Raw genomic sequence first — 19,008 nt, forward strand, 5'->3', positions numbered from 1 at the left:
ATCGGAGGATAGAACGCTTCCGCCCGCCTGCCACAAGTGAGGAACCCGCGATGACTAGCCAGACAGTGTTTACCGAGACCTTCTTCAACCGCACGCTCGCCGACACCGATCCGGAAATCTTCGACGCGATCGGCAAGGAGCTCGGTCGCCAGCGTCATGAAATCGAGCTGATCGCCTCGGAAAACATCGTCTCGCGCGCCGTGCTCGAGGCGCAGGGTTCGATCATGACCAACAAATATGCCGAGGGCTATCCGGGCAAGCGCTACTATGGCGGCTGCCAGTTCGTCGACATTGCCGAGGAACTGGCGATTGAGCGCGCCAAGAAGCTGTTCGGCGTCGAATTCGCCAATGTGCAGCCGAATTCCGGCTCCCAGATGAACCAGGCCGTCTTTCTCGCATTGCTGCAGCCCGGCGATACCTTCATGGGCCTCGACCTCAATTCCGGCGGTCACCTGACCCACGGGTCGCCCGTCAACATGTCGGGCAAGTGGTTCGATGTCGTTTCCTACGGCGTGTCGCGCGACGATAATCTGATCGATATGGACGAGGTCGCCAGGAAGGCCGAGGAGCACAAGCCGAAGCTGATCATCGCCGGCGGCACGGCCTATTCGCGCATATGGGATTGGAAGCGCTTCCGCGAGATCGCCGATTCCGTCGGCGCCTATCTGATGGTCGACATGGCCCATATCGCAGGGCTTGTTGCCGGTGGGGTGCATCCCTCGCCGTGCCCGCATGCGCATGTTGTCACGACGACGACGCACAAGTCGCTCCGCGGCCCGCGCGGCGGCATGGTGCTGACCAATGATCCCGACATCGCCAAGAAGATCAATTCCGCCGTCTTCCCCGGCCTTCAGGGCGGCCCGCTGATGCATGTGATCGCCGCCAAAGCGGTGGCCTTCGGCGAGGCGCTGCAGCCGGAGTTCAAGGCCTATGCCGAGCAGGTGGTCAAGAATTCCCGCGCGCTCGCCGCCTCGCTGATGGAAGGCGGGCTTGATGTGGTTTCCGGCGGAACCGACAATCACTCCATGCTGGTCGACCTTCGGCCGAAGAACGCCACCGGCAAGCGCGCGGAAGCCGCCCTTGGCCGCGCCTACATCACCTGCAACAAGAACGGCATTCCCTTCGATCCGGAAAAGCCCTTCGTCACCTCGGGCGTCCGTCTCGGCACGCCTGCCGGCACCACGCGCGGCTTCACCGAGGCCGAATTCGCCGAAATCGGCAAGCTGATCGTCGAGGTTCTGGACGGTCTGAAGGAAGCCAATTCGGATGAGGGCAATGCAGCGGTCGAAAAGGCCGTGCGCGGAAAGGTCGTCGCGCTGACCGAACGCTTCCCGATGTATGGCTATATGGGCTGATGCGCTGCCCGTTCTGCAATTCGCCTGATACCCAGGTCAAGGATTCGCGCCCGGCGGAGGACAATACGTCCATCCGCCGCAGGCGCGTCTGTCCCGATTGCGGCGGGCGCTTCACAACCTTCGAACGCGTGCAACTGCGCGAACTCGTCGTCATCAAGAAGAACGGCCGCAAGGTGCCCTTCGACCGCGACAAGCTGGTGCGTTCCTTCGAGATCGCGCTGAGGAAGCGGCCGGTCGAGCGCGAGCGCATCGAACGCGCCGTGTCCGGCATCGTCCGTCGGCTGGAAAGTGCCGGCGAACCCGAAATCCAGTCCGAGGAAATCGGGCTTCTGGTGCTCGAGGCGCTGAAGAACCTCGATGACGTTGCCTTCGTGCGCTTCGCCTCGGTCTATCGCGACTTCTCGACAACGGAAGATTTCGAGGAGATCATCGCCGAGTTCTCGGCCAAGCTCGCGCGCGATACCGAGACCAGCGAGATCTGAGCAGGCGCAATTCTGCTCTCGCCGGCGCATTCAACCGGCAAAACACTTGCAAGTCTTCGGCAGGCATGGTTTAGCCGCTCGTAATGATGACCCGGCGCGAGGCCGCTGCCGCAAGCACTGACCGCATCCCTTCGGAATGCGAGGAGACCCATGACGACCGAGAAGACTGCAAACCAGCGGGGCGCCGCCCGCCTTGCCGCCGTTCAGGCGCTTTACCAGATGGATCTCGCCGGCACGGCGCTTGCCGATGTGCTCGCCGAGTACGAGGTCTATCGTCTGGGCAAGGAAATCGACGGCGACGTTTACCTGAAGGCTGATCCCGCCTGGTTCCGCGCGATCGTCAGCGGCGTCGTGAAGGACCAGAAGTCGCTCGATCCGAAGATCGCGGATGCGATTTCGGAAGGCTGGACGCTGTCGCGACTTGATTCGACGCTGCGCGCCATACTGCGCGCCGGCGTCTTCGAGATCGTGAAAAAGCCGGATGTCCCGACCGCCGTCATCGTCACCGAATATGTCGAGATCGCCACTGCCTTTTTCGAGGGCGACGAGGGCAAGCTCGTCAACGCCGTGCTCGACAGGATCGCCCGGCGGGAGCGGGCTGAAAAAAAGGCCTGAGCGCGTTACCGACACCCAGGCCCTTTCACAGGCTATGTTGCCTCGGTCATTCGAAGCTGATTGCGGTTACGCGGCCTTTCCAGAATGGCTCGACCCGCTCATCGCCGGCACGGGCGACGAGGAAGGTGTGGGGGATCATCATGCCAGCGACAAGGCGGTAGTCGCCGCGTTCCGAATGTTCGCCGGAACCGTGATAGGGCGTGGTCAGATCGCCGTCCTCGGTGGCATCGAAGCTTGCGAGGCTGCCATCCTCGCGGAATTTGGCAATCATGCTTGCCTCAAGTCCGAAGCCGGAAACCGTTGCGAGCGCGCTGTTTTCATCGATGGGCTCCCAGCGCACCGGCCCTCCGGGCAGCAAGGCCACGGGAAAGAGCGGGCTTTCCAGGAGCCAGCGCCTCAGCGAGATCCGGTTGAGTTCCGGAGAGGCCTTTTCGTCGACGACGGTCAGTGTCGAGGCGAGTTTCGCGCGCATTTCCATCTCGCCGTCGGCAAAGAAGTCGTAGACGCGCGCGTCTATCCCCGGAGCGATAGGGGTGGTCGCCGTGAAAAGCAGGGCCGGGCTAGACAGCGAAATCGTCTGCTCTGCCTCTGTCGGCCCAAACCCCTCCGTCAGTGGCCTGCGAAACATCCCTTCCTCGGCCACGGAAACGACTGTCAGGGTCGGATCGACATCCTTTATGGCAAAGTCGAAATAACGTTTCACCGGCGCGGGGAGGGCTTGCATCTGCGCATCGGATGGCTGGGGAAAACGGGCTTTGGCGGCGATTGCCCGAACGCTCTGCGCATGGCCGGCGACCTCGCGCGCGGTGACGACATGTGAAATCCCGATCCAGGCGATCAGCGCGGCGACGAGGACGGCGAGTCCAGCTGCGGAATATTTCAGGATACGCGTGAACACTTTCTTTCTCCTAGGCGTTGGCGGCCGGGGGTGTTTGAGGGCCGGTGGAAATCAGGAAACGCATGAGTGAATCGACAGCCGAGATTGCGGCGTCGCGGGAATCTTCGTCGGCAAGAACCGGTGCGCGATCCAGAAGGGTGAGCATTGCCGCGCCGTGGACGGTCGACCAAAGCAGGAAGGCTGTCTTTCCGGCCTCGGCCTCCGGCAGATAGCCGGCCACCTGGCAGGCCCTTACAGCCTGGACCAGAACGCCGAGGCAGCGCGCGCCGACATCGCTCTCAAAAGGACTGCCGGAAAGACCGGCTTCCTTCGGCGGATCGAACATCAGACGGTAAAGGTTCGGGTTTTCAAAGGCGAACTGCAGATAGGCCAGGCCACCCTCCCATAACCGGGCGATCGGGTCGCTGCGGTGGCGCGCCGCCGTCGCGAGCTTCTGGTCGAGCATCATCACGAATCCCGCGTCGTGCACGGCCTTCAGGAGCGCGTTCTTGCTGGCAAAATGCGTGTAGAGCGCCGGCGCGCTGCAGCCGATTTCCTTCGCGATCCGGGCGAGCGAGATGTCTTCGGCCGCCGATGTCGTCAAAAGATCGATGGTCGCGGTGATCGCCGCCTTCTCGATTTCGATCTGCTGTTCCTTGCGGGGCCGCGCCATGGCCATCTTCTCCTGCAGTTAATTTAATGAGGTTAAATTAATACTATTAAATTAATTATGCAACGGCGTTCCACCTGAATTTTGCCTTACGGCGCGTCCGAACTCGGCGAAAGGGCTGACCTCAAGCGAATTTCCTGACCGAAGGGCGGGTTAAATCGTTTCATTTTCGCTTCCGCCTTTGCGATAGCGCAAAGCTTTGCCGCATTCCGCTCTCCTATTGTCGGAACGAAGCACTTGACGCTTCGCCCGCTCCGCAGCACTCTCGTGCCTGCCCGCAGGGCGTGGAGGGGAATGAGGCGTTCTGCGGATTGAACGGTGCGGCTTCTGGCGCTCTCGCGACTTTTGTTCGCGCGGACGGTCGGGAGCGGCCGGTGAACAAGTTCGGCGGAGCCGGGCGGCCAGGGCCGTTTTCCGGTGCATGCCGGTGAGGGAAGGAAAGCGAGAAATGATGATATTGCTTGCCGTGATTGTCTGCGGCCTGTTGTCGATCGTGTACGCCCTTTGGGCGACGCGTTCGGTCATGGTCGCCGATCAGGGAACCCCGCGCATGAAGGAAATCGCGGGCTTTATCCGGGAGGGGGCGCAGGCCTATCTGACGCGCCAGTACACGACGATCGCGATCGTTGGCGTCGTCGTCTTCGTTCTGGCCTGGCTGCTGCTGTCCTTGACCGCCGCCATCGGCTTCGTCATCGGGGCGGTCTTGTCGGGAGCCGCGGGCTTCATCGGCATGCATGTTTCGGTGCGCGCCAATGTGCGCACCGCACAGGCGGCCTCCTACAGCCTGCCGGCCGGGCTCGACATCGCCTTCAAATCCGGCGCGATCACGGGCATGCTCGTTGCCGGTCTCGCCCTTCTCGGCGTATCCGTTTATTATTACATCCTCACCGTGGGGCTCGGCCATGCGCCGGATGAGCGCGAGGTTATCGACGCGCTTGTCGCACTCGGCTTCGGCGCGTCGCTGATTTCGGTCTTCGCCCGCCTCGGCGGCGGCATCTTCACCAAGGGCGCCGATGTCGGCGGCGATCTCGTCGGCAAGGTTGAAGCGGGCATTCCCGAAGACGACCCGCGCAACCCGGCGACGATCGCGGACAATGTCGGAGACAATGTCGGCGACTGCGCCGGCATGGCAGCGGACCTCTTTGAGACCTATGCGGTCTCGGTGGTCGCAACCATGGTGCTTGGCGCCATTTTCTTCGGCGGAACGGCTATTCTCGGCGACGTCATGCTGCTGCCGCTCGCCATCTGCGGGGTCTGCATCCTGACCTCGATCGTCGGCACCTTCTTCGTCAAGCTCGGCGCCAACGGCTCGATCATGGGCGCGCTCTATCGCGGCCTGATCGTCACCGGCCTGCTGTCGATCGTCGGACTCGGCATCGCCACCTGGCTCACCGTCGGCTTCGGCTCCATCGGCGAGGTCGCCGGGCGCAACATCACCGGCTGGGCCCTGTTCATCTGCGGCATTGTCGGCCTGATCGTCACGGCGCTGATTGTCGTCATCACCGAATATTATACCGGAACCGGCAAGCGCCCGGTGGTTTCGATCGCCCAGGCCTCGGTCTCCGGCCACGGAACCAACGTCATCCAGGGGCTTGCCGTCTCGCTTGAGGCTACCGCGCTTCCCGCGATCGTCATCTGCGGCGGCATCATCTCGACCTACCAGCTTGCCGGCCTGTTCGGCACGGGGATCGCGGTCACCGCCATGCTTGGCATTGCCGGCATGATCGTGGCGCTCGACGCCTTCGGGCCGGTGACCGACAATGCGGGCGGGATCGCCGAAATGGCCGGCCTCGATCCGGAGGTGCGCAAATCGACCGATGCGCTCGATGCCGTCGGCAACACCACCAAGGCCGTCACCAAGGGCTATGCCATCGGTTCGGCCGGTCTCGGGGCGCTGGTGCTGTTCGCCGCCTATTCGAACGACCTCGCCTATTTCGCGGCAAACGGGGACACCTATCCCTTCTACGCCAATATGGGCGACATCTCGTTCTCGCTGTCGAACCCTTATGTGGTGGCGGGCCTGATCTTCGGCGGACTGATCCCCTATCTCTTCGGCGGCATCGCGATGACGGCGGTCGGTCGCGCGGCGAGCGCCGTCGTTGCCGAAGTGCGTCGTCAGTTCAGGGAAAAGCCCGGCATCATGAGCGGAACGGAAAAGCCGGATTACGGCCGCGCCGTCGACATGCTGACCAAGGCCGCGATCCGCGAGATGATCATCCCCTCGCTGCTGCCGGTCCTTGCCCCGCTCGTCGTCTTCTTCGGCGTCTGGCTGATGTCGGGCTCGAAAGCCTCGGCGTTCGCGGCGCTCGGCGCCTCGCTTCTCGGCGTGATCGTCAACGGCCTGTTCGTCGCCATCTCGATGACGTCCGGCGGCGGCGCCTGGGACAATGCCAAGAAGAGCTTCGAGGACGGCTTCGTCGATGCCGACGGGGTAACCCACGAAAAGGGTTCGGATGCCCACAAGGCCTCCGTCACCGGCGATACGGTCGGCGATCCCTACAAGGATACGGCCGGTCCTGCCGTCAACCCGGCGATCAAGATCACCAATATCGTGGCGCTTCTGCTCCTGGCTGTGCTCGCCTGAGCAAAGAACATCACCCGGCGGAACCGCTCCGCCGGGAAAACAAAAGAGACCCCGCCTTGTGTTGCAGGCGGGGTCTTCGTCGCTTGGGGCTTCGCCGTGCGCCCTACTGGATCGCCCCGCCATTGGTGGCGAAGAAGTCGCGGGCGGCGCTGGCGCCGGTGCCCTGCAGGATCTGCTGGATGAAGGTGATGTCCTTGCCCCCGGTCGGCGTCGTATCGGAGACCATGTCGACAACCTTGCCGTCTTCGAGCGTATAGCGGGCGATCTTGTCGACGCGGCCATTGCTGTTGAAGTAGACTGCCAGGATTTCCTGATTGACGAGGCGCGGCTTCTGGAACTCGAAACGGCGCTCCTTGCGCTGCGAGATGTAGAACAGGACCTCGTTGTCGAAGGTCGCCGTCGTTGACGGCTGGCCGAGCGTCAGCACGACCTGCTCGCGGCTCGACCCTTCCTTCACAAGCTGCAGCCGCTCCTCGTCGACCACATAACCCTGATAGAAGACATCCTTGGTGCCGATCACGTCGGAGGTCGAGCACCCTGCGGTAAAGAGCGCGACGGCGACGAGCGCGCCCGCGGCAGCCGGACGAACCGGTCTGAAATCAAAATAGTCTCGGCGCATCTTCAAGCGTCCACTCCCTGGCAAACTTCATATCAGGCCGGCGAAGCCTTCCGGCCGGCCGCCGTGTTTCATATCATTCAGGCGTCGCCTTCGACGAAGGTCGGCTTTGGCCGCGATTCCCGGTTGCGGGCGCGGGACGCGCAAACTACCATTGACCATGGTTCTGTTTGAGCGCACAGACCGCCTGCTGCCGGATGAACCCGAAGCCTCGCGTTTTCCAACTCAACTGGATAAACCAGCTTGTGCCGGGATGCAATTGTTCGGGCGGTTTGCGGCCAGTGGCTAAAGCCAAGTCAAAGAGAGTGGAATGGTCCTGAGGATTTTCGGCAAGAACCGCGCCAACCGCATGATCGTGCAGCGCCAATATGGCGTGATCACGGCAACGGCGCGGCAACCCTGTTTCTATACGGATTACGGTGTTCCGGATACGGTGATGGGCCGTTTCGAGATGCTGTCCGTGGTGATGATCCTTTTCCTGCAGCGCACCTCGAAATCCTCGGACAGCGGCAAGCAGATGGCCCAGGAGGTCGTCGACGCCTTCTTCATGGATATCGACTATTCGATTCGCGAGCTTGGCGTCGGCGACAATTCGGTTCCCAAGCGGATGAAAAAGCTGGCCGGCATGTTCTATGGTCGCCTGGAACGCTATGTGCGCTGTCTGCAGCACCGCGATCTGGAACAGCTTGCAATCGCGCTTGCACAGAATATTCACGCGGCAGATGCCGATCACGCCGAGATGGCGGAGCTTGCCCGCTGGATGCTGGAAAATGCCGATCACCTCGGCAGGATCGATGAAATTGTGGTGGAAACGGGGATGGTGAGCTTCCTCGTGCCCGAAAGCATGGAGACTGGACGTGCCTGACAGGAATGCGAACGAGAAGCCGCTGCCGTTCTCGCGCCCCTTTACGGTTGCGCGCGCGGCTGCGGTGCCGTTCGAAATGCGCCTTGAAGCGAAGGAAGACGAGCTTGAGCGGCTGGCCGGCTTTCTCGAAGTCGATGCCGTGACCGCGCTTGCGGCCGATCTCAGGATCACGCCTTTCCGGCGCGAGGGCGTGCGGGTGAGGGGTGAGGTCAAGGCGCATATCGTGCAGTCCTGCGTGGTGACGCTGGAGCCGATCGAGTCGGATCTTGCCGAGCCGGTGGATGCGACCTATCTCCCCGAGCAGTCCCGCCAGTTCAGGCGCAAGGTCAATGAGGAAGGCGAACTTCTGGTCGATCCCGAAGGGCCTGATGATCCGGAGCCTTTTTCCGGCAGCGAGATCGATATCGCCGCTGTCGTCATCGAAGCGATCGGCCTTGCCATCGATCCCTATCCGCGCAAGCCCGATGCGGAACTGCCGCCCGAAATCAGCGATGAAGCGGATGAGACGACGGCTGCGGACCAGAAGGGCTCGCCCTTCGCCGCGCTGAAGGACTGGAAGGGCGGAGGAGCGCGATAGAAAAGGGCGGACGAGCCGGTCCGGCTCTGGCTGCGGCGCTGCCGGGCCGGACTTTCCGGCAATTCGCATGTTAATTGCTGTTTTTGCCTCGCGGCAGTTGTCTCCCGCAGCAAAAACGGTATTTTGGCCCGGCTTCTCCGGATGCGTGCAAACAGGGATCCCGAACGTTTGATTAGAATTTCCATTGATGCCATGGGGGGAGATGTCGGACCGGAGGTCGCCGTTGCCGGCGCGGCCGAGGCCCTGACGCGCCATCCCGACATCAGCTACATTCTCTACGGCCAGCAATCCGCCATCGAACCGCTGCTTGCGTCCTATCCCAAACTCAAGGAACAGGCGCGCATTGTCGATTGCGAGGTTGCGGTCGGCATGGACGAGAAGCCAAGCCAGGCCTTGCGGCGCGGCCGCAACGTCTCCAGCATGTGGCGAGCGATCGAGGCGGTGAAGGAGAACGAATCCGACGCGGCCGTCTCGGCGGGCAATACCGGCGCGCTGATGGCCATGGCGATGTTCTGTCTGAAGACCATGCCCGATATCGACCGCCCCGCGATCGCCGGCATATGGCCGACGCTGAAAGGCGAAAGCATCGTTCTCGACATTGGCGCGACGATCGGCGCGGACGCCAAGCAACTCCTCGATTTCGCCCTGATGGGCGGGGCGATGGCGCGCGCGCTGTTCGAGCTCAAGAAACCGACCGTCGGCCTCCTCAATGTCGGCGTCGAGGAGGTGAAGGGCGTCGAGCAGGTCAAGGAAGCCGGGAAGCTTCTCCGCGAGGCCGACATCGACAATCTCGACTATGCCGGATTTGTCGAGGGCGACGATCTCGGCCGGGGCACGGTGGACGTCTTCGTCGTCGAGGGCTTTACCGGCAATATCGCGCTGAAGACGGCCGAGGGCACGGCCCGCCAGATCGCTGAATACCTGCGTTCGGCAATGTCGCGGACCCTGATGTCGCGCATCGGCTATCTGCTTGCCCGCGGCGCGTTCCGCATGCTGCGCGAGAAGCTTGATCCGCGCAAGGTCAATGGCGGGGTCTTTCTCGGCCTGAATGGCATCGTCATCAAAAGTCACGGCAGCACCGATGCCGAGGGCTATGCCTCGGCAATCGAGGTTGCCTATGACATGGTGCATAACGGTCTGCAGGCCAAGATCCAGCATGATCTGAGCGAGTACCATGCGCGTAATGAATCACCCATGGGGCCGGAAGCGGCCTGAAGCGGCAGTGCGTCATCGGCCCTCCGGCCATGGAGCCTGCCAACAAGGAATAACAGTATGATCCGTTCTGTCGTTTGTGGTTTCGGTTCGGCGCTGCCGGAGCGCGTGGTGACCAATGACGAACTGCGGCAGCTTGTGGACACCTCCGACAGCTGGATCCAGCAGCGCACCGGCATTCGCCAGCGCTATATCGCCGGTCCCGACGAGACCACGGCATCGCTCGGCGAAAAGGCCGCGCGCGCGGCGCTGGACAATGCGGGGCTCACGCCGGCCGATATCGACCTGATCGTGGTGGCGACCTCGACGCCGGACAACACCTTTCCGGCAACGGCGGTGAACATCCAGAACCGGCTCGGGATGGAGCACGGCTTTGCCTTCGACATGCAGGCGGTCTGTTCCGGCTTCGTCTATGCGCTGACGACGGCCGACAATTTCATCCGCGCCGGAAGGGCGCGCCGGGTTCTGGTGATCGGCGCGGAGACGTTTTCGCGGCTTCTCGACTGGACCGACCGGACGACCTGCGTGCTGTTCGGCGATGGCGCCGGCGCGCTTGTGCTGGAGGCACAGGAGGAGGGCGACGCCGGGAACCGCGGTATCATTGCCGCCAGCCTGCGCTCGGACGGTTCCCATTGCAAAAAGCTCTATGTCGACGGCGGGGTGTCCACCACCGGCGATATCGGCCACCTGCGCATGGAGGGCCGCGAGGTCTTCAAGCATGCCGTCGGCATGATCACCGATGTGATCGAGGCGGCTTTCGCGGAAGCCGAGATCGACATCGACGAGCTCGACTGGCTGGTGCCGCACCAGGCGAACCGCAGGATCATCGAGGGTTCAGCCAAGAAGCTCGGCATCCCGATGGACAAGGTGGTGGTGACCGTGGACCGGCATGCCAACACCTCGGCGGCCTCCATCCCGCTGGCGCTCGCAACGGCGGCGGGCGACGGCCGGATCCGGCGCGGCGACATGGTGATGCTGGAGGCGATGGGCGGCGGATTTACCTGGGGTGCGGTGCTTTTGCGCTGGTAATGCGCTTCCGGCAACGAAATCAGTCCTTTCACACGCTTGACCGCTTTGCCCCGCGGCAATAGTGTCATGTTCAAGGGGATTTTGACAGAATTTGGGATGCGGCGATGCCTGGCAAAACTGTGACGCGTGCGGATCTGGCCGAGTCGGTGTTCCGCAAGGTGGGACTTTCCCGCACGGAATCGGCCGAGCTGGTCGAGACCGTTATCGATGAGATCTGCGATGCGATCGTCAAGGGGGAGACGGTGAAGCTCTCCTCCTTCGCCACCTTTCAGGTGCGCGACAAGAACGAGCGCATCGGCCGGAACCCGAAGACCGGCGAGGAAGTGCCGATCTCGCCGCGCCGGGTCATGACCTTCAAGGCCTCCAACGTGCTGAAGCAGAAGATTCTCAAAGCCCATCTCAACCGCAAGCACAAGGCGGAAAAGGCTGCGCAGAAGTCGGCCTCCTGAGGCGCCTGCCGGAACGGTTTTCGCCCGGCTTGCCTTGCCGGCCTTATCGCGCTGAAATGCAGGTCTGATTCGATCATTGTGGCAGGCGAGGACGGCTGAACCCATGGACAAGTCTCCCGAGGCATTTCGCACCATTTCCGAAGTGGCGGAAGAACTGGAGCTGCCGCAGCACGTGCTGCGCTTCTGGGAGACGCGTTTCACCCAGGTCAAGCCGATGAAGCGGGGCGGCGGCAGGCGCTACTATCGCCCCGAGGACATCGAGCTTCTGAAGGGGATCCGCCATCTCCTTTATGATCACGGCTACACCATCAAGGGCGTCCAGAAGCTGCTGAAGAGCAACGGCAACCGTTTCGTCACCGCGATCGGCAGCGGCGATGCCGAGCTTGTCGAGGCGCTGGCCGTCCCTCCCGAGGCCCGGCAGCACGAGGACCAGCCTTCGATTTTCGATGATGACCAGGTGGTGGGCCGTCCAAAGAAGGCGGGCGGGACCGGTTTCTTCCGCCGCAAGAAGGACGAGGAGGGGGCCATCGACCCCGCTTCCGGCCTCGCGCGTTCGGATGACGCGCTGCTGCAGGAAGTGCTCTACGACCTGCTGGAATGCAAGCGTCTGCTCGATCAGGTGCGCTGACCGCCTTCCTCCTCTGGAGGAAGCGGCCGCCGCGGCAGGGGCTTCGGCGCCCGCGGCAAACCTCTGCCCCGACTTTGACCGTCTTCAAATTCCTGTCTTCACGTCTGCGTTATAGTGTCCGCAGGGCGGGGAAGTGCGACTCCCGTATTGCCAAAACCGTTCCGTTCTGCTTCCACTTATGGTGGCAATTTCGTATCGTCTCAATATGGGCCGGTTTTCGGGGTGGGTTTGCGGAGCGCGACGGCAGTCCCCGGCGCGGTGCGCCATGACATGGAGAATGATGATGGCGGAGAATGCGGTGGCCAACGACCTGGAGAGCATGCCGGTCGAGGCGGTTCTTGAGAAGCTCGGCGTCGACCCAGGAAAGGGGCTGAGCGCGGCGGAGGCGCAAAAGCGGCTGGCGCAATACGGCCCCAACGCGCTGCCGGAGGAAAAGACAAATCTTTTCAAGAAGATTGCCGGCCACTTCGTCGGTCCGATCGCCTTCATGATCGAGGCCGCGGCGCTGGTTTCCCTGATCCTCGGCGACTGGGGCGATTTCTTCATCATCTTCGGCCTTCTGGTCTTCAATGCCGGGCTCGAATTCTACCAGGACAGCAAGGCGACGAGCGCTTTGGCGGCGCTGAAGAATTCGCTCGCCCCGCAGGCAACGGCGCTGCGCGACGGCAAGTTCGCCGTCATCGACGCTGCGACGCTCGTGCCGGGCGACATCATCAAGATCAGGCTCGGCGGCATCGTGCCCGCCGATGTCCGTCTGGTCTCCGGCGACTATGCCTCGATCGACCAGGCGGCGCTGACGGGCGAGTCGCTTCCGGTCAACAAGACGGTCGGCGACACGGCCTATTCGGGCAGTGTGGTGAAGCAGGGGGAGATGGCGGCCGTCGTCACCGGAACGGGGTCGGAAACCTTCTTCGGCCGCACGGCAAAGCTTGTGGCCGGGGCCGGCGCCGTCAGCCAGGCGCAGAAGGCGATGTTCCAGATCGGCAACTTTCTCATCGTCGTGGCGGTCGTGCTGGCGATGATCATGGTCGCCGTCCAGGTCTATGTCGACATCGTCAAGACCGACAACTGGGGTCTCGCCGATGCGCTCGGCATCCTGCAATTCGTGCTGGTGCTGCTGGTGGCCTCGATTCCGGTGGCGATGCCGGCTGTGTTCTCCATCACCATGGCGCTCGGCGCGCTGGCGCTGTCGAAGGAGAAGGCCATCGTCTCGCGCCTGTCCTCCATCGACGAGATGGCCGGCGCCGACATCCTGTGCTCCGACAAGACCGGCACGCTGACGAAGAATATCCTGACGCTCGGCGATCCGATCCCCGTCGGCGGAGCCACGCCTGAGGACATCGTGCTGGCCGGCGCGCTTGCCTCGCGCGCCGAAGACGGCGACGCGATCGACGGCGCGGTGATCGGCGCGCTTGCCGACAAGGCCGTGCTCGAGCGATACACCATCAGCAAGTTCACGCCGTTCGACCCGGTGTCGAAACGCACGGAAGCGGCGGTCAGCGGTGCGGACGGCAAGGCGTTCCTGACATCGAAGGGCGCGCCGCATGCGATCGTTCTCCTGGCCAATGCGGACAAGGCGGTGGCGGATGAAGTCGACGCCCATGTCGCCGAACTTGGCGCCAAGGGGTACCGCGCGCTCGCCGTGGCCCGATCCGATGACGGCGGCGAGACCTGGACGCTGCTCGGCATACTGCCGATGTTCGATCCGCCGCGCGATGATTCGAAGCAGACGATCGAGAATGTCCGCGCCAAGGGCGTCTCCGTGAAGATGATCACCGGCGATGACACCGCGATCGCCAAGGAGACGGCGCGCCAGCTCGGTCTCGGCACAAATATCCTGCCGGCGGCGGAGGTGTTTCCGAAGGATATGGACCCCGACAACGTGCCCGGCCCGATAGCCGACCGGATCCTGACGGCGGACGGCTTTGCCCGGGTGTTTCCCGAGCACAAATACGCGATCGTCAAGACCTTCCAGAAGAACGGCCATCTGGTGGCCATGACCGGCGACGGCGTCAATGACGCGCCGGCGCTGAAACAGGCCGATTGCGGCATCGCCGTTTCCGGCGCGACGGATGCGGCGCGCGGCGCTGCGGCGCTGATCCTGACGGCGCCCGGCCTTTCCGTGATCCAGAATGCCATCGACGAGGCGCGGCGCATCTTCGGACGGATCACCAGCTACACGATCTATCGCGTGGCGCTGACCATGGACATCATGTTCCTGGTGGTGCTCTCGACCATCTTTCTCGGTTTCCAGCCGCTGACGCCGATCATGATCGTGCTCATGTCGCTTCTCGACGATATCCCGATCATGACGGTGGCCTATGACAATACCAGCGTTTCCGAACAGCCGATCCGGTGGCGCATGCCGCATCTTCTGTCGGTCTCGGCGGTTCTCGGCTTTGCCTCGATCGTCCAGTCCTTCGGCCTGTTGCTGATGGGCATGGAGGTTCTCTCCGAGCCGGGACGCTGGGCGGGGCTGGGGCTGACCGACCAGTCCCATCTGCAGTCGATGATGTTCCTGCAACTGGTTGCCGGCGGCCATCTTCTGATGCTGGTCAGCCGCAAGGAGAACTGGTTCCTGAAAAAGCCCTATCCGGCCCGGCCGCTGCTTATCGCCATTTTCGCCACCCAACTGGTGGCCGTCCTGATGTGCGGTTTCGGCATTATCGTGCCCGAGATTCCGTGGAAACTGATCGGTCTCGTCTGGGTCTACCTGATTGTCTGGCTGTTCATCATCGGGCTGGTCAGGATCGGCATCGACCACGTTCTTGAAAACCGCAGCGCCCGGCGGGCCATGTCCATCGACGTGGTCAACGAACGGCTGTTCCGCTAGCGGATCGATCCGAAAATCGATTTCGGTTTTCGGATCGATGCGTTAGTCTTTGTCAACAACAGGAGGCTTGCCGATGGATTTTCGCGAGAAACTGAGGATCGAGCCCGGAAGCACGGTCCGGCTTGCCGATATCGACCCGTCCTTTCACGGCAATATCAAGGACAAGGAAGAGGGCAAGGCCGCGCTTGACGCGGTGCTCGACGAGATCACGCCGCTGCAGGAAAAGCTCTATGCGGAGAAGAAGCACGCGCTTCTCGTCGTGCTGCAGGGCATCGACGCCGCCGGCAAGGACGGCGTGTGCTGGCATGTGATCCGGGCAATGAACCCGCAGGGCACCTATGTCGCGAGCTTCAAGCAGCCGACCGAAACGGAAAAGGCCCACGACTTTCTCTGGCGCGTGCACCAGCGCACGCCGGCGCTCGGCCAGGTCGCCGTCTTCAACCGTTCCCATTACGAGGACGTTTTGGTCGCCCGCGTCCACAATCTCGTGCCCGAAAGCGTCTGGTCCAAGCGCTACCGGCAAATCAACCATTTCGAGGAGTTTCTCTCCGAAAACGGCGTCAGCATCGTCAAGTTCTTCCTCTATATATCCAAGGATGAACAGCTCGACCGGTTCGAGAAGCGCCTGGAGGACAAGGAGCGTCAGTGGAAGATTTCCGGCTCGGACTATTCCGAGCGGGAACGCTGGGATGACTACATCGCGGCCTATGAGGACATGCTGTCGAAGTGCTCGACCGAACATGCGCCCTGGTATGTGCTGCCGGCCAACCGGAAATGGTTCCGCAACCTGGCGGCAGCTGAGATCATCCACAAGACCCTTGTCGACATGAGGATCGAAACGCCGCAGCCGACGGTCGACCTCGATGAGATCTATCGCAAATATCACCATGCGGTGCGCAGCGGCTAAAGCCGGTATCCTGATGATTACGCTGAAAGGTTGTGCTGCGGTGCGATAACGCTCCTTGCAAGTAAGTTATTATCTGTCATAATGCCCCAAGAGACAATGGGTGATGGTGCTGCAGTCTTATATTGCACTGCATCATTATGCCTCTCTTGGTTGTGCGAAGTGTAGACTGCCTGACAATGGTCCGCGCGCGGGCCGCGATCGACTCGACATCGACGCCTTTCAGGAGGGCGCGAAAGACATGCGGGTTTTCTACTGCCAATATTGCGACCATCATCTGCGCTTCGGGCCTGCCGTTTGCTCCGCCTGCAGCATGCCGACGCCGGTTGCCAATCGAACCCGCTTCTGGGTCAAGCTCATGGCGGCCGTCATCCTTGCCGCGATCGCGGCCTTCTTTCTGGCGGTGTTCTGAGAACAATTCCTTCAATCGCGAATAAAAACGTTCACGCTTGCTGACTTGCGCGCGTGATTTCGGCTAAGTTGAACATCTTCAAGGGTTTGGGTAATGGAACCCGGCCGACGAAGAGCCACGGCTTCGTCGCGCCAAGCGTTTGGGAAAGGATGTGTGGAGTGGAGCTTGCGATCCTCGTCGCAATTGCCGCGGGCATATTTGCGGTCATCGGGCTGAGCGAGCCGCTCGCGGCGCGCCTCCGCCTGCCTTTTTCCGTGATCCTTGCCGCCATGGGTATCGGCATCGGCATTGCCGCCACCTTTTTCTGGCAGACGAGCCTTACCAATGCACTCAATCCCCTGGCGCTGGGCATCCTGAACCTGCCGATACGGGCGAGTTTCTTTCTCAACGTATTCCTGCCGCTGCTCGTGTTTCAGGTGGCGCTCAATATCGATATCCGGCGCATGCTGGATGACTGGGTGCCGATCCTTGTGTTGGCGGTTCTTGCGGTTTTCGTCGCCATGCTTGCCGTCGGCTTCGCGCTTTATCCGGTCGCCGGTCTGCCGCTCGCCGCCTGCCTTCTGGTCGGCGCGATCGTCTCCACCACCGATCCCTCCGCCGTCGTCTCGATCTTCAAGGCAACGCCGTCTCCCCAGCGGCTGGCGCGCATCGTGGAGGGCGAAAGCCTGCTGAACGATGCGGCGGCGATCGCGTTGTTCTCGCTGTTCCTGGGCTTCGTCACCGTCAATGTCGCCAATCCCAGGCTCGGTCCCGCGCTTGTCACCTTTCCCTGGATCGCCGGCGTTGGCGGCCTGATCGGCATCGCCGCCGGGCGCTTCGCCGTCGAGGTTATCGCCCGCATGCCGGATTTTCCGCGCGGCCAGATCTCGGTATCGGTCGCCGTGCCGCTGCTGACATACCTGCTGGCCGAACAGTTTTCGGCATCCGGCGTGATCGCGGTGGTTGCCGCCGGATTGACCATCAATCTCCACATGACGGCGCGCTTCACGCCTGCCCTGAACCTGCAGATGCGCGATACCTGGGACCTGATCGCCCATTGGGCTGGTTCGCTGATCTTCATTCTCGCCGCCATCCTCATCCCCAAACTCCTTTCGGAGTTTGTGCTCTACGACCTGTTTCTGATCGCCGTCGTGGTGGTCGCGGCCCTTGTCGCCCGGGCGCTCATCCTGTTCGGCGTGCTGCCGGTCCTCGCCTATTTCAGGCTGTCTCCGAAGATGGAACGGCCCTACAGCGTGGCGATCCTCTGGGGCGGGCTCAGGGGCGCGGTCACGCTGGCGCTGGCGCTGGCGGTCACCGAGAACCGCTACGTGCCGCAGGACATCAAGCACCAGGTCGGCCTGATTGCAACCGGCTTCACCCTGTTCACCCTGATCGTTCAGGGCACGACGCTGCGCTGGATCATCCGCAGGCTCAAGCTCGACAGGCTCAGCCCGCTCGATGTCGCGCTCAGCAACCAGGTGATCGCCGTCGCCTTGCAGAGCGTGCGCGAGCGGGTCTCCGAGACCGCGCGCGACCTCGGACTGACCCGCGAGATCGTTCGCGACGAGGCCAAGCGCTTCGCCGAGCGCGTCGATGCGGCCGTGGAGGAGACCGACGCGACGGAGCGGCTGCAGGACCGGGACCGGATCACGCTCGGCCTTGTCGCGCTGGCTGCGCACGAGCGCGATTCGATCCTTGAAGGCTACCGCGACCAGATCATCTCCGCAGACCTTGCCGAGCGTCTGGTGATCGGCGCCGACATGATTATCGAGGCAACGCGCACCGGCGGGCGGGCGGGCTACCGGGCGGCCTCGCGACGGGTTTATGGCACGAATCTGCGCTTTCGCGTGGCGACGCTCCTCCACAATTATTTCGGCATCGCCCGCCCGCTCGCCAGCCTTTTGGAAGACCGGTTCGATGTGCTCGTATCCTACAGCATGGTGCTGCCGCGCCTGGAACTGTTCATTGACGAACGCATTCGCCGCATCCATGGCCGGCGCGTCGGCGAACTTTTGCACGAATTGCTCAACCGCCGCCTTGAGGAAGCGCGCCATGAACTCGAAACCCTCAGGCTGCAATTTCCCGGCTATGCGGAAGAACTCGAGCGGCGGCTGATCCGCCGTACCACGCTGCAGCTGGAGGAGGGCGAATATGAGGCGCTGGTGGAGGACGGGCTGATAGGCCCGGAACTGCGCGCGACTCTTGGCGCGGATATCGACAAAAGACGGGCGCAACTGAAGGGCCGTCCGGTTCTCGACCTGAAGCGGCAGAAGCGCGTCACGGTGGAGGGCTTCGCCGCCTTCGCCGACTTCACCGAGCGCGAACGCAAGCTGCTGCGCAAGAAAATACGCATCGTCTACGCCGCGCCGGGCCAGCATATCCTCAGGAAGGAGAGCTCGGCCCGCGAGGTCTGGTTCATCGCCGCCGGCACGGTCACGGTCGTTACCGACGGGGTGAAGCTCAGGCTGACGGAGGGTGACCTCTTCGGCCAGTTTGCCGTTCTGGCCAAGCGCCGCCGGCCGATCCAGGTGACGGCGGTGACGGACTGCACGCTGCTGACGCTGGACGAGCACACTTTCCGCACCTTCATGGCGCGCGAAGGCGCTTTCCGCACCGCCGTCATTCAAAGCGCTGCCGAGCGCGGCGTCATCATTCCGCCCGAAACCTTCGATCGCCCTGCCGATGAGCAGACCGCGCATATTCGGTCGATCCTCGTGAAAGCCGGCTCGCTCAGGCCGAGGGCGCGAAGACAGTTCTACCAGAGCGAGCCTTGAGCCGAGCGGCCGCGACGGTTCAAAGGCCGCACGCGCTCCAAAGCGGTCCAGGAAAAGCGGAGGCGCTAGCGCATCGGCCCGAAAATCGGGTCTGATTTTCGGAAAGCACGATGCGTAGATTCAATAGGTTAGAGCGTCCTTTGTGCG

17 protein-coding genes are annotated in these 19,008 nt (G+C 62.7%); 14 read left to right on the top strand and 3 right to left on the bottom strand.

What is annotated here, in order from left to right; genetic code table 11:
• The first annotated feature begins 50 nt into the window (after positions 1 to 50).
• The 3 genes from glyA to nusB all read left to right on the top strand — a co-directional run bounded on the left by glyA (position 51) and on the right by nusB (position 2,452).
• The gene (glyA, locus tag AZF01_RS04780) at positions 51 to 1,355 is read left to right on the top strand and encodes a serine hydroxymethyltransferase (protein WP_061449867.1); all 1,305 of its coding nucleotides are present in this window, start codon (positions 51 to 53) and stop codon (positions 1,353 to 1,355) included.
• Positions 1,355 to 1,837, top strand: a complete 483-nt coding sequence (gene nrdR / locus AZF01_RS04785; RefSeq protein ID WP_024709601.1) for a transcriptional regulator NrdR — start codon at positions 1,355 to 1,357, stop codon at positions 1,835 to 1,837. The genes glyA and nrdR overlap by 1 nt, the downstream gene beginning before the upstream one ends.
• Positions 1,838 to 1,987: 150 nt before the next feature.
• A complete protein-coding gene (nusB, locus tag AZF01_RS04790) occupies positions 1,988 to 2,452 on the top strand; it encodes a transcription antitermination factor NusB (RefSeq protein ID WP_024709602.1) in 465 nt (154 codons plus the stop codon).
• Positions 2,453 to 2,498: 46 nt separating this feature from the next.
• Here nusB and AZF01_RS04795 read toward each other — a convergent pair whose 3' ends face one another.
• A complete protein-coding gene (locus AZF01_RS04795) occupies positions 2,499 to 3,350 on the bottom strand; it encodes a DUF6544 family protein (RefSeq protein ID WP_024709603.1) in 852 nt (283 codons plus the stop codon).
• 10 nt (positions 3,351 to 3,360) lie between these two features.
• Positions 3,361 to 4,002 carry a TetR/AcrR family transcriptional regulator gene (locus AZF01_RS04800; protein WP_024709604.1) on the bottom strand — a complete coding sequence of 214 codons (642 nt, stop codon included), beginning with the start codon at positions 4,000 to 4,002 and terminating at the stop codon, positions 3,361 to 3,363.
• A gap of 445 nt (positions 4,003 to 4,447) precedes the next feature.
• Here AZF01_RS04800 and AZF01_RS04805 point away from each other — a divergent pair, with 445 nt between their 5' ends.
• Complete coding sequence (locus tag AZF01_RS04805; RefSeq protein ID WP_024709605.1) at positions 4,448 to 6,583, top strand: sodium-translocating pyrophosphatase; 2,136 nt, start codon at positions 4,448 to 4,450, stop codon at positions 6,581 to 6,583.
• A gap of 103 nt (positions 6,584 to 6,686) precedes the next feature.
• Here AZF01_RS04805 and AZF01_RS04810 read toward each other — a convergent pair whose 3' ends face one another.
• A complete protein-coding gene (locus AZF01_RS04810) occupies positions 6,687 to 7,202 on the bottom strand; it encodes an outer membrane protein assembly factor BamE (RefSeq protein ID WP_024709606.1) in 516 nt (171 codons plus the stop codon).
• Between the two features lie 307 nt (positions 7,203 to 7,509).
• Between AZF01_RS04810 and AZF01_RS04815 the strand changes: the two genes are divergently transcribed.
• The 10 genes from AZF01_RS04815 to AZF01_RS04860 all read left to right on the top strand — a co-directional run bounded on the left by AZF01_RS04815 (position 7,510) and on the right by AZF01_RS04860 (position 18,861).
• Entirely contained in the window at positions 7,510 to 8,064 is a 555-nt protein-coding gene (locus AZF01_RS04815) for a ubiquinol-cytochrome C chaperone family protein (RefSeq protein WP_024709607.1), read from the top strand.
• A complete protein-coding gene (locus AZF01_RS04820; protein WP_024709608.1) occupies positions 8,057 to 8,641 on the top strand; it encodes a DUF177 domain-containing protein in 585 nt (194 codons plus the stop codon). Before AZF01_RS04815 ends, AZF01_RS04820 begins: the two co-directional genes overlap by 8 nt.
• Before the next feature lie 168 nt (positions 8,642 to 8,809).
• On the top strand, positions 8,810 to 9,856 hold the full coding sequence (gene plsX / locus AZF01_RS04825; protein WP_024709609.1) for a phosphate acyltransferase PlsX: 1,047 nt from the start codon (positions 8,810 to 8,812) through the stop codon (positions 9,854 to 9,856).
• 57 nt (positions 9,857 to 9,913) lie between these two features.
• Positions 9,914 to 10,882, top strand: coding sequence for a beta-ketoacyl-ACP synthase III (locus tag AZF01_RS04830; RefSeq protein WP_024709610.1), 969 nt, complete (start codon positions 9,914 to 9,916; stop codon positions 10,880 to 10,882).
• Between the two features lie 104 nt (positions 10,883 to 10,986).
• Positions 10,987 to 11,331 carry an integration host factor subunit alpha gene (locus AZF01_RS04835; protein WP_024709611.1) on the top strand — a complete coding sequence of 115 codons (345 nt, stop codon included), beginning with the start codon at positions 10,987 to 10,989 and terminating at the stop codon, positions 11,329 to 11,331.
• A gap of 103 nt (positions 11,332 to 11,434) precedes the next feature.
• Complete coding sequence (locus tag AZF01_RS04840) at positions 11,435 to 11,959, top strand: MerR family transcriptional regulator (protein ID WP_024709612.1); 525 nt, start codon at positions 11,435 to 11,437, stop codon at positions 11,957 to 11,959.
• Positions 11,960 to 12,242: 283 nt separating this feature from the next.
• Positions 12,243 to 14,792: a plasma-membrane proton-efflux P-type ATPase gene (locus tag AZF01_RS04845; RefSeq protein WP_024709613.1), complete on the top strand. Its 2,550-nt coding sequence runs from the start codon at positions 12,243 to 12,245 to the stop codon at positions 14,790 to 14,792.
• 73 nt (positions 14,793 to 14,865) lie between these two features.
• Positions 14,866 to 15,699, top strand: a complete 834-nt coding sequence (locus AZF01_RS04850; RefSeq protein WP_024709614.1) for a polyphosphate kinase 2 family protein — start codon at positions 14,866 to 14,868, stop codon at positions 15,697 to 15,699.
• 100 nt (positions 15,700 to 15,799) lie between these two features.
• On the top strand, positions 15,800 to 16,108 hold the full coding sequence (locus AZF01_RS04855; protein WP_152534617.1) for a hypothetical protein: 309 nt from the start codon (positions 15,800 to 15,802) through the stop codon (positions 16,106 to 16,108).
• Between the two features lie 158 nt (positions 16,109 to 16,266).
• Positions 16,267 to 18,861, top strand: coding sequence for a cation:proton antiporter (locus AZF01_RS04860; RefSeq protein ID WP_024709616.1), 2,595 nt, complete (start codon positions 16,267 to 16,269; stop codon positions 18,859 to 18,861).
• Positions 18,862 to 19,008: the final 147 nt, after the last annotated feature.

Origin of the sequence: Martelella sp. AD-3, assembly GCF_001578105.1 — a bacterium.
GTDB lineage: Bacteria > Pseudomonadota > Alphaproteobacteria > Rhizobiales > Rhizobiaceae > Martelella.

What these genes read in the sequence shown, in the direction of transcription:
- AZF01_RS04800 (WP_024709604.1), bottom strand. Translation starts at nt 4,002, where the DNA reads ATGGCGCGGCCCCGCAAGGAACAGCAGATCGAAATCGAGAAGGCGGCG.
- glyA (WP_061449867.1), top strand. Translation starts at nt 51, where the DNA reads ATGACTAGCCAGACAGTGTTTACCGAGACCTTCTTCAACCGCACGCTC.
- AZF01_RS04805 (WP_024709605.1), top strand. Translation starts at nt 4,448, where the DNA reads ATGATGATATTGCTTGCCGTGATTGTCTGCGGCCTGTTGTCGATCGTG.
- AZF01_RS04850 (WP_024709614.1), top strand. Translation starts at nt 14,866, where the DNA reads ATGGATTTTCGCGAGAAACTGAGGATCGAGCCCGGAAGCACGGTCCGG.
- AZF01_RS04835 (WP_024709611.1), top strand. Translation starts at nt 10,987, where the DNA reads ATGCCTGGCAAAACTGTGACGCGTGCGGATCTGGCCGAGTCGGTGTTC.
- AZF01_RS04840 (WP_024709612.1), top strand. Translation starts at nt 11,435, where the DNA reads ATGGACAAGTCTCCCGAGGCATTTCGCACCATTTCCGAAGTGGCGGAA.
- AZF01_RS04845 (WP_024709613.1), top strand. Translation starts at nt 12,243, where the DNA reads ATGGCGGAGAATGCGGTGGCCAACGACCTGGAGAGCATGCCGGTCGAG.
- nusB (WP_024709602.1), top strand. Translation starts at nt 1,988, where the DNA reads ATGACGACCGAGAAGACTGCAAACCAGCGGGGCGCCGCCCGCCTTGCC.
- nrdR (WP_024709601.1), top strand. Translation starts at nt 1,355, where the DNA reads ATGCGCTGCCCGTTCTGCAATTCGCCTGATACCCAGGTCAAGGATTCG.
- AZF01_RS04830 (WP_024709610.1), top strand. Translation starts at nt 9,914, where the DNA reads ATGATCCGTTCTGTCGTTTGTGGTTTCGGTTCGGCGCTGCCGGAGCGC.
- AZF01_RS04815 (WP_024709607.1), top strand. Translation starts at nt 7,510, where the DNA reads ATGGTCCTGAGGATTTTCGGCAAGAACCGCGCCAACCGCATGATCGTG.
- AZF01_RS04810 (WP_024709606.1), bottom strand. Translation starts at nt 7,202, where the DNA reads ATGCGCCGAGACTATTTTGATTTCAGACCGGTTCGTCCGGCTGCCGCG.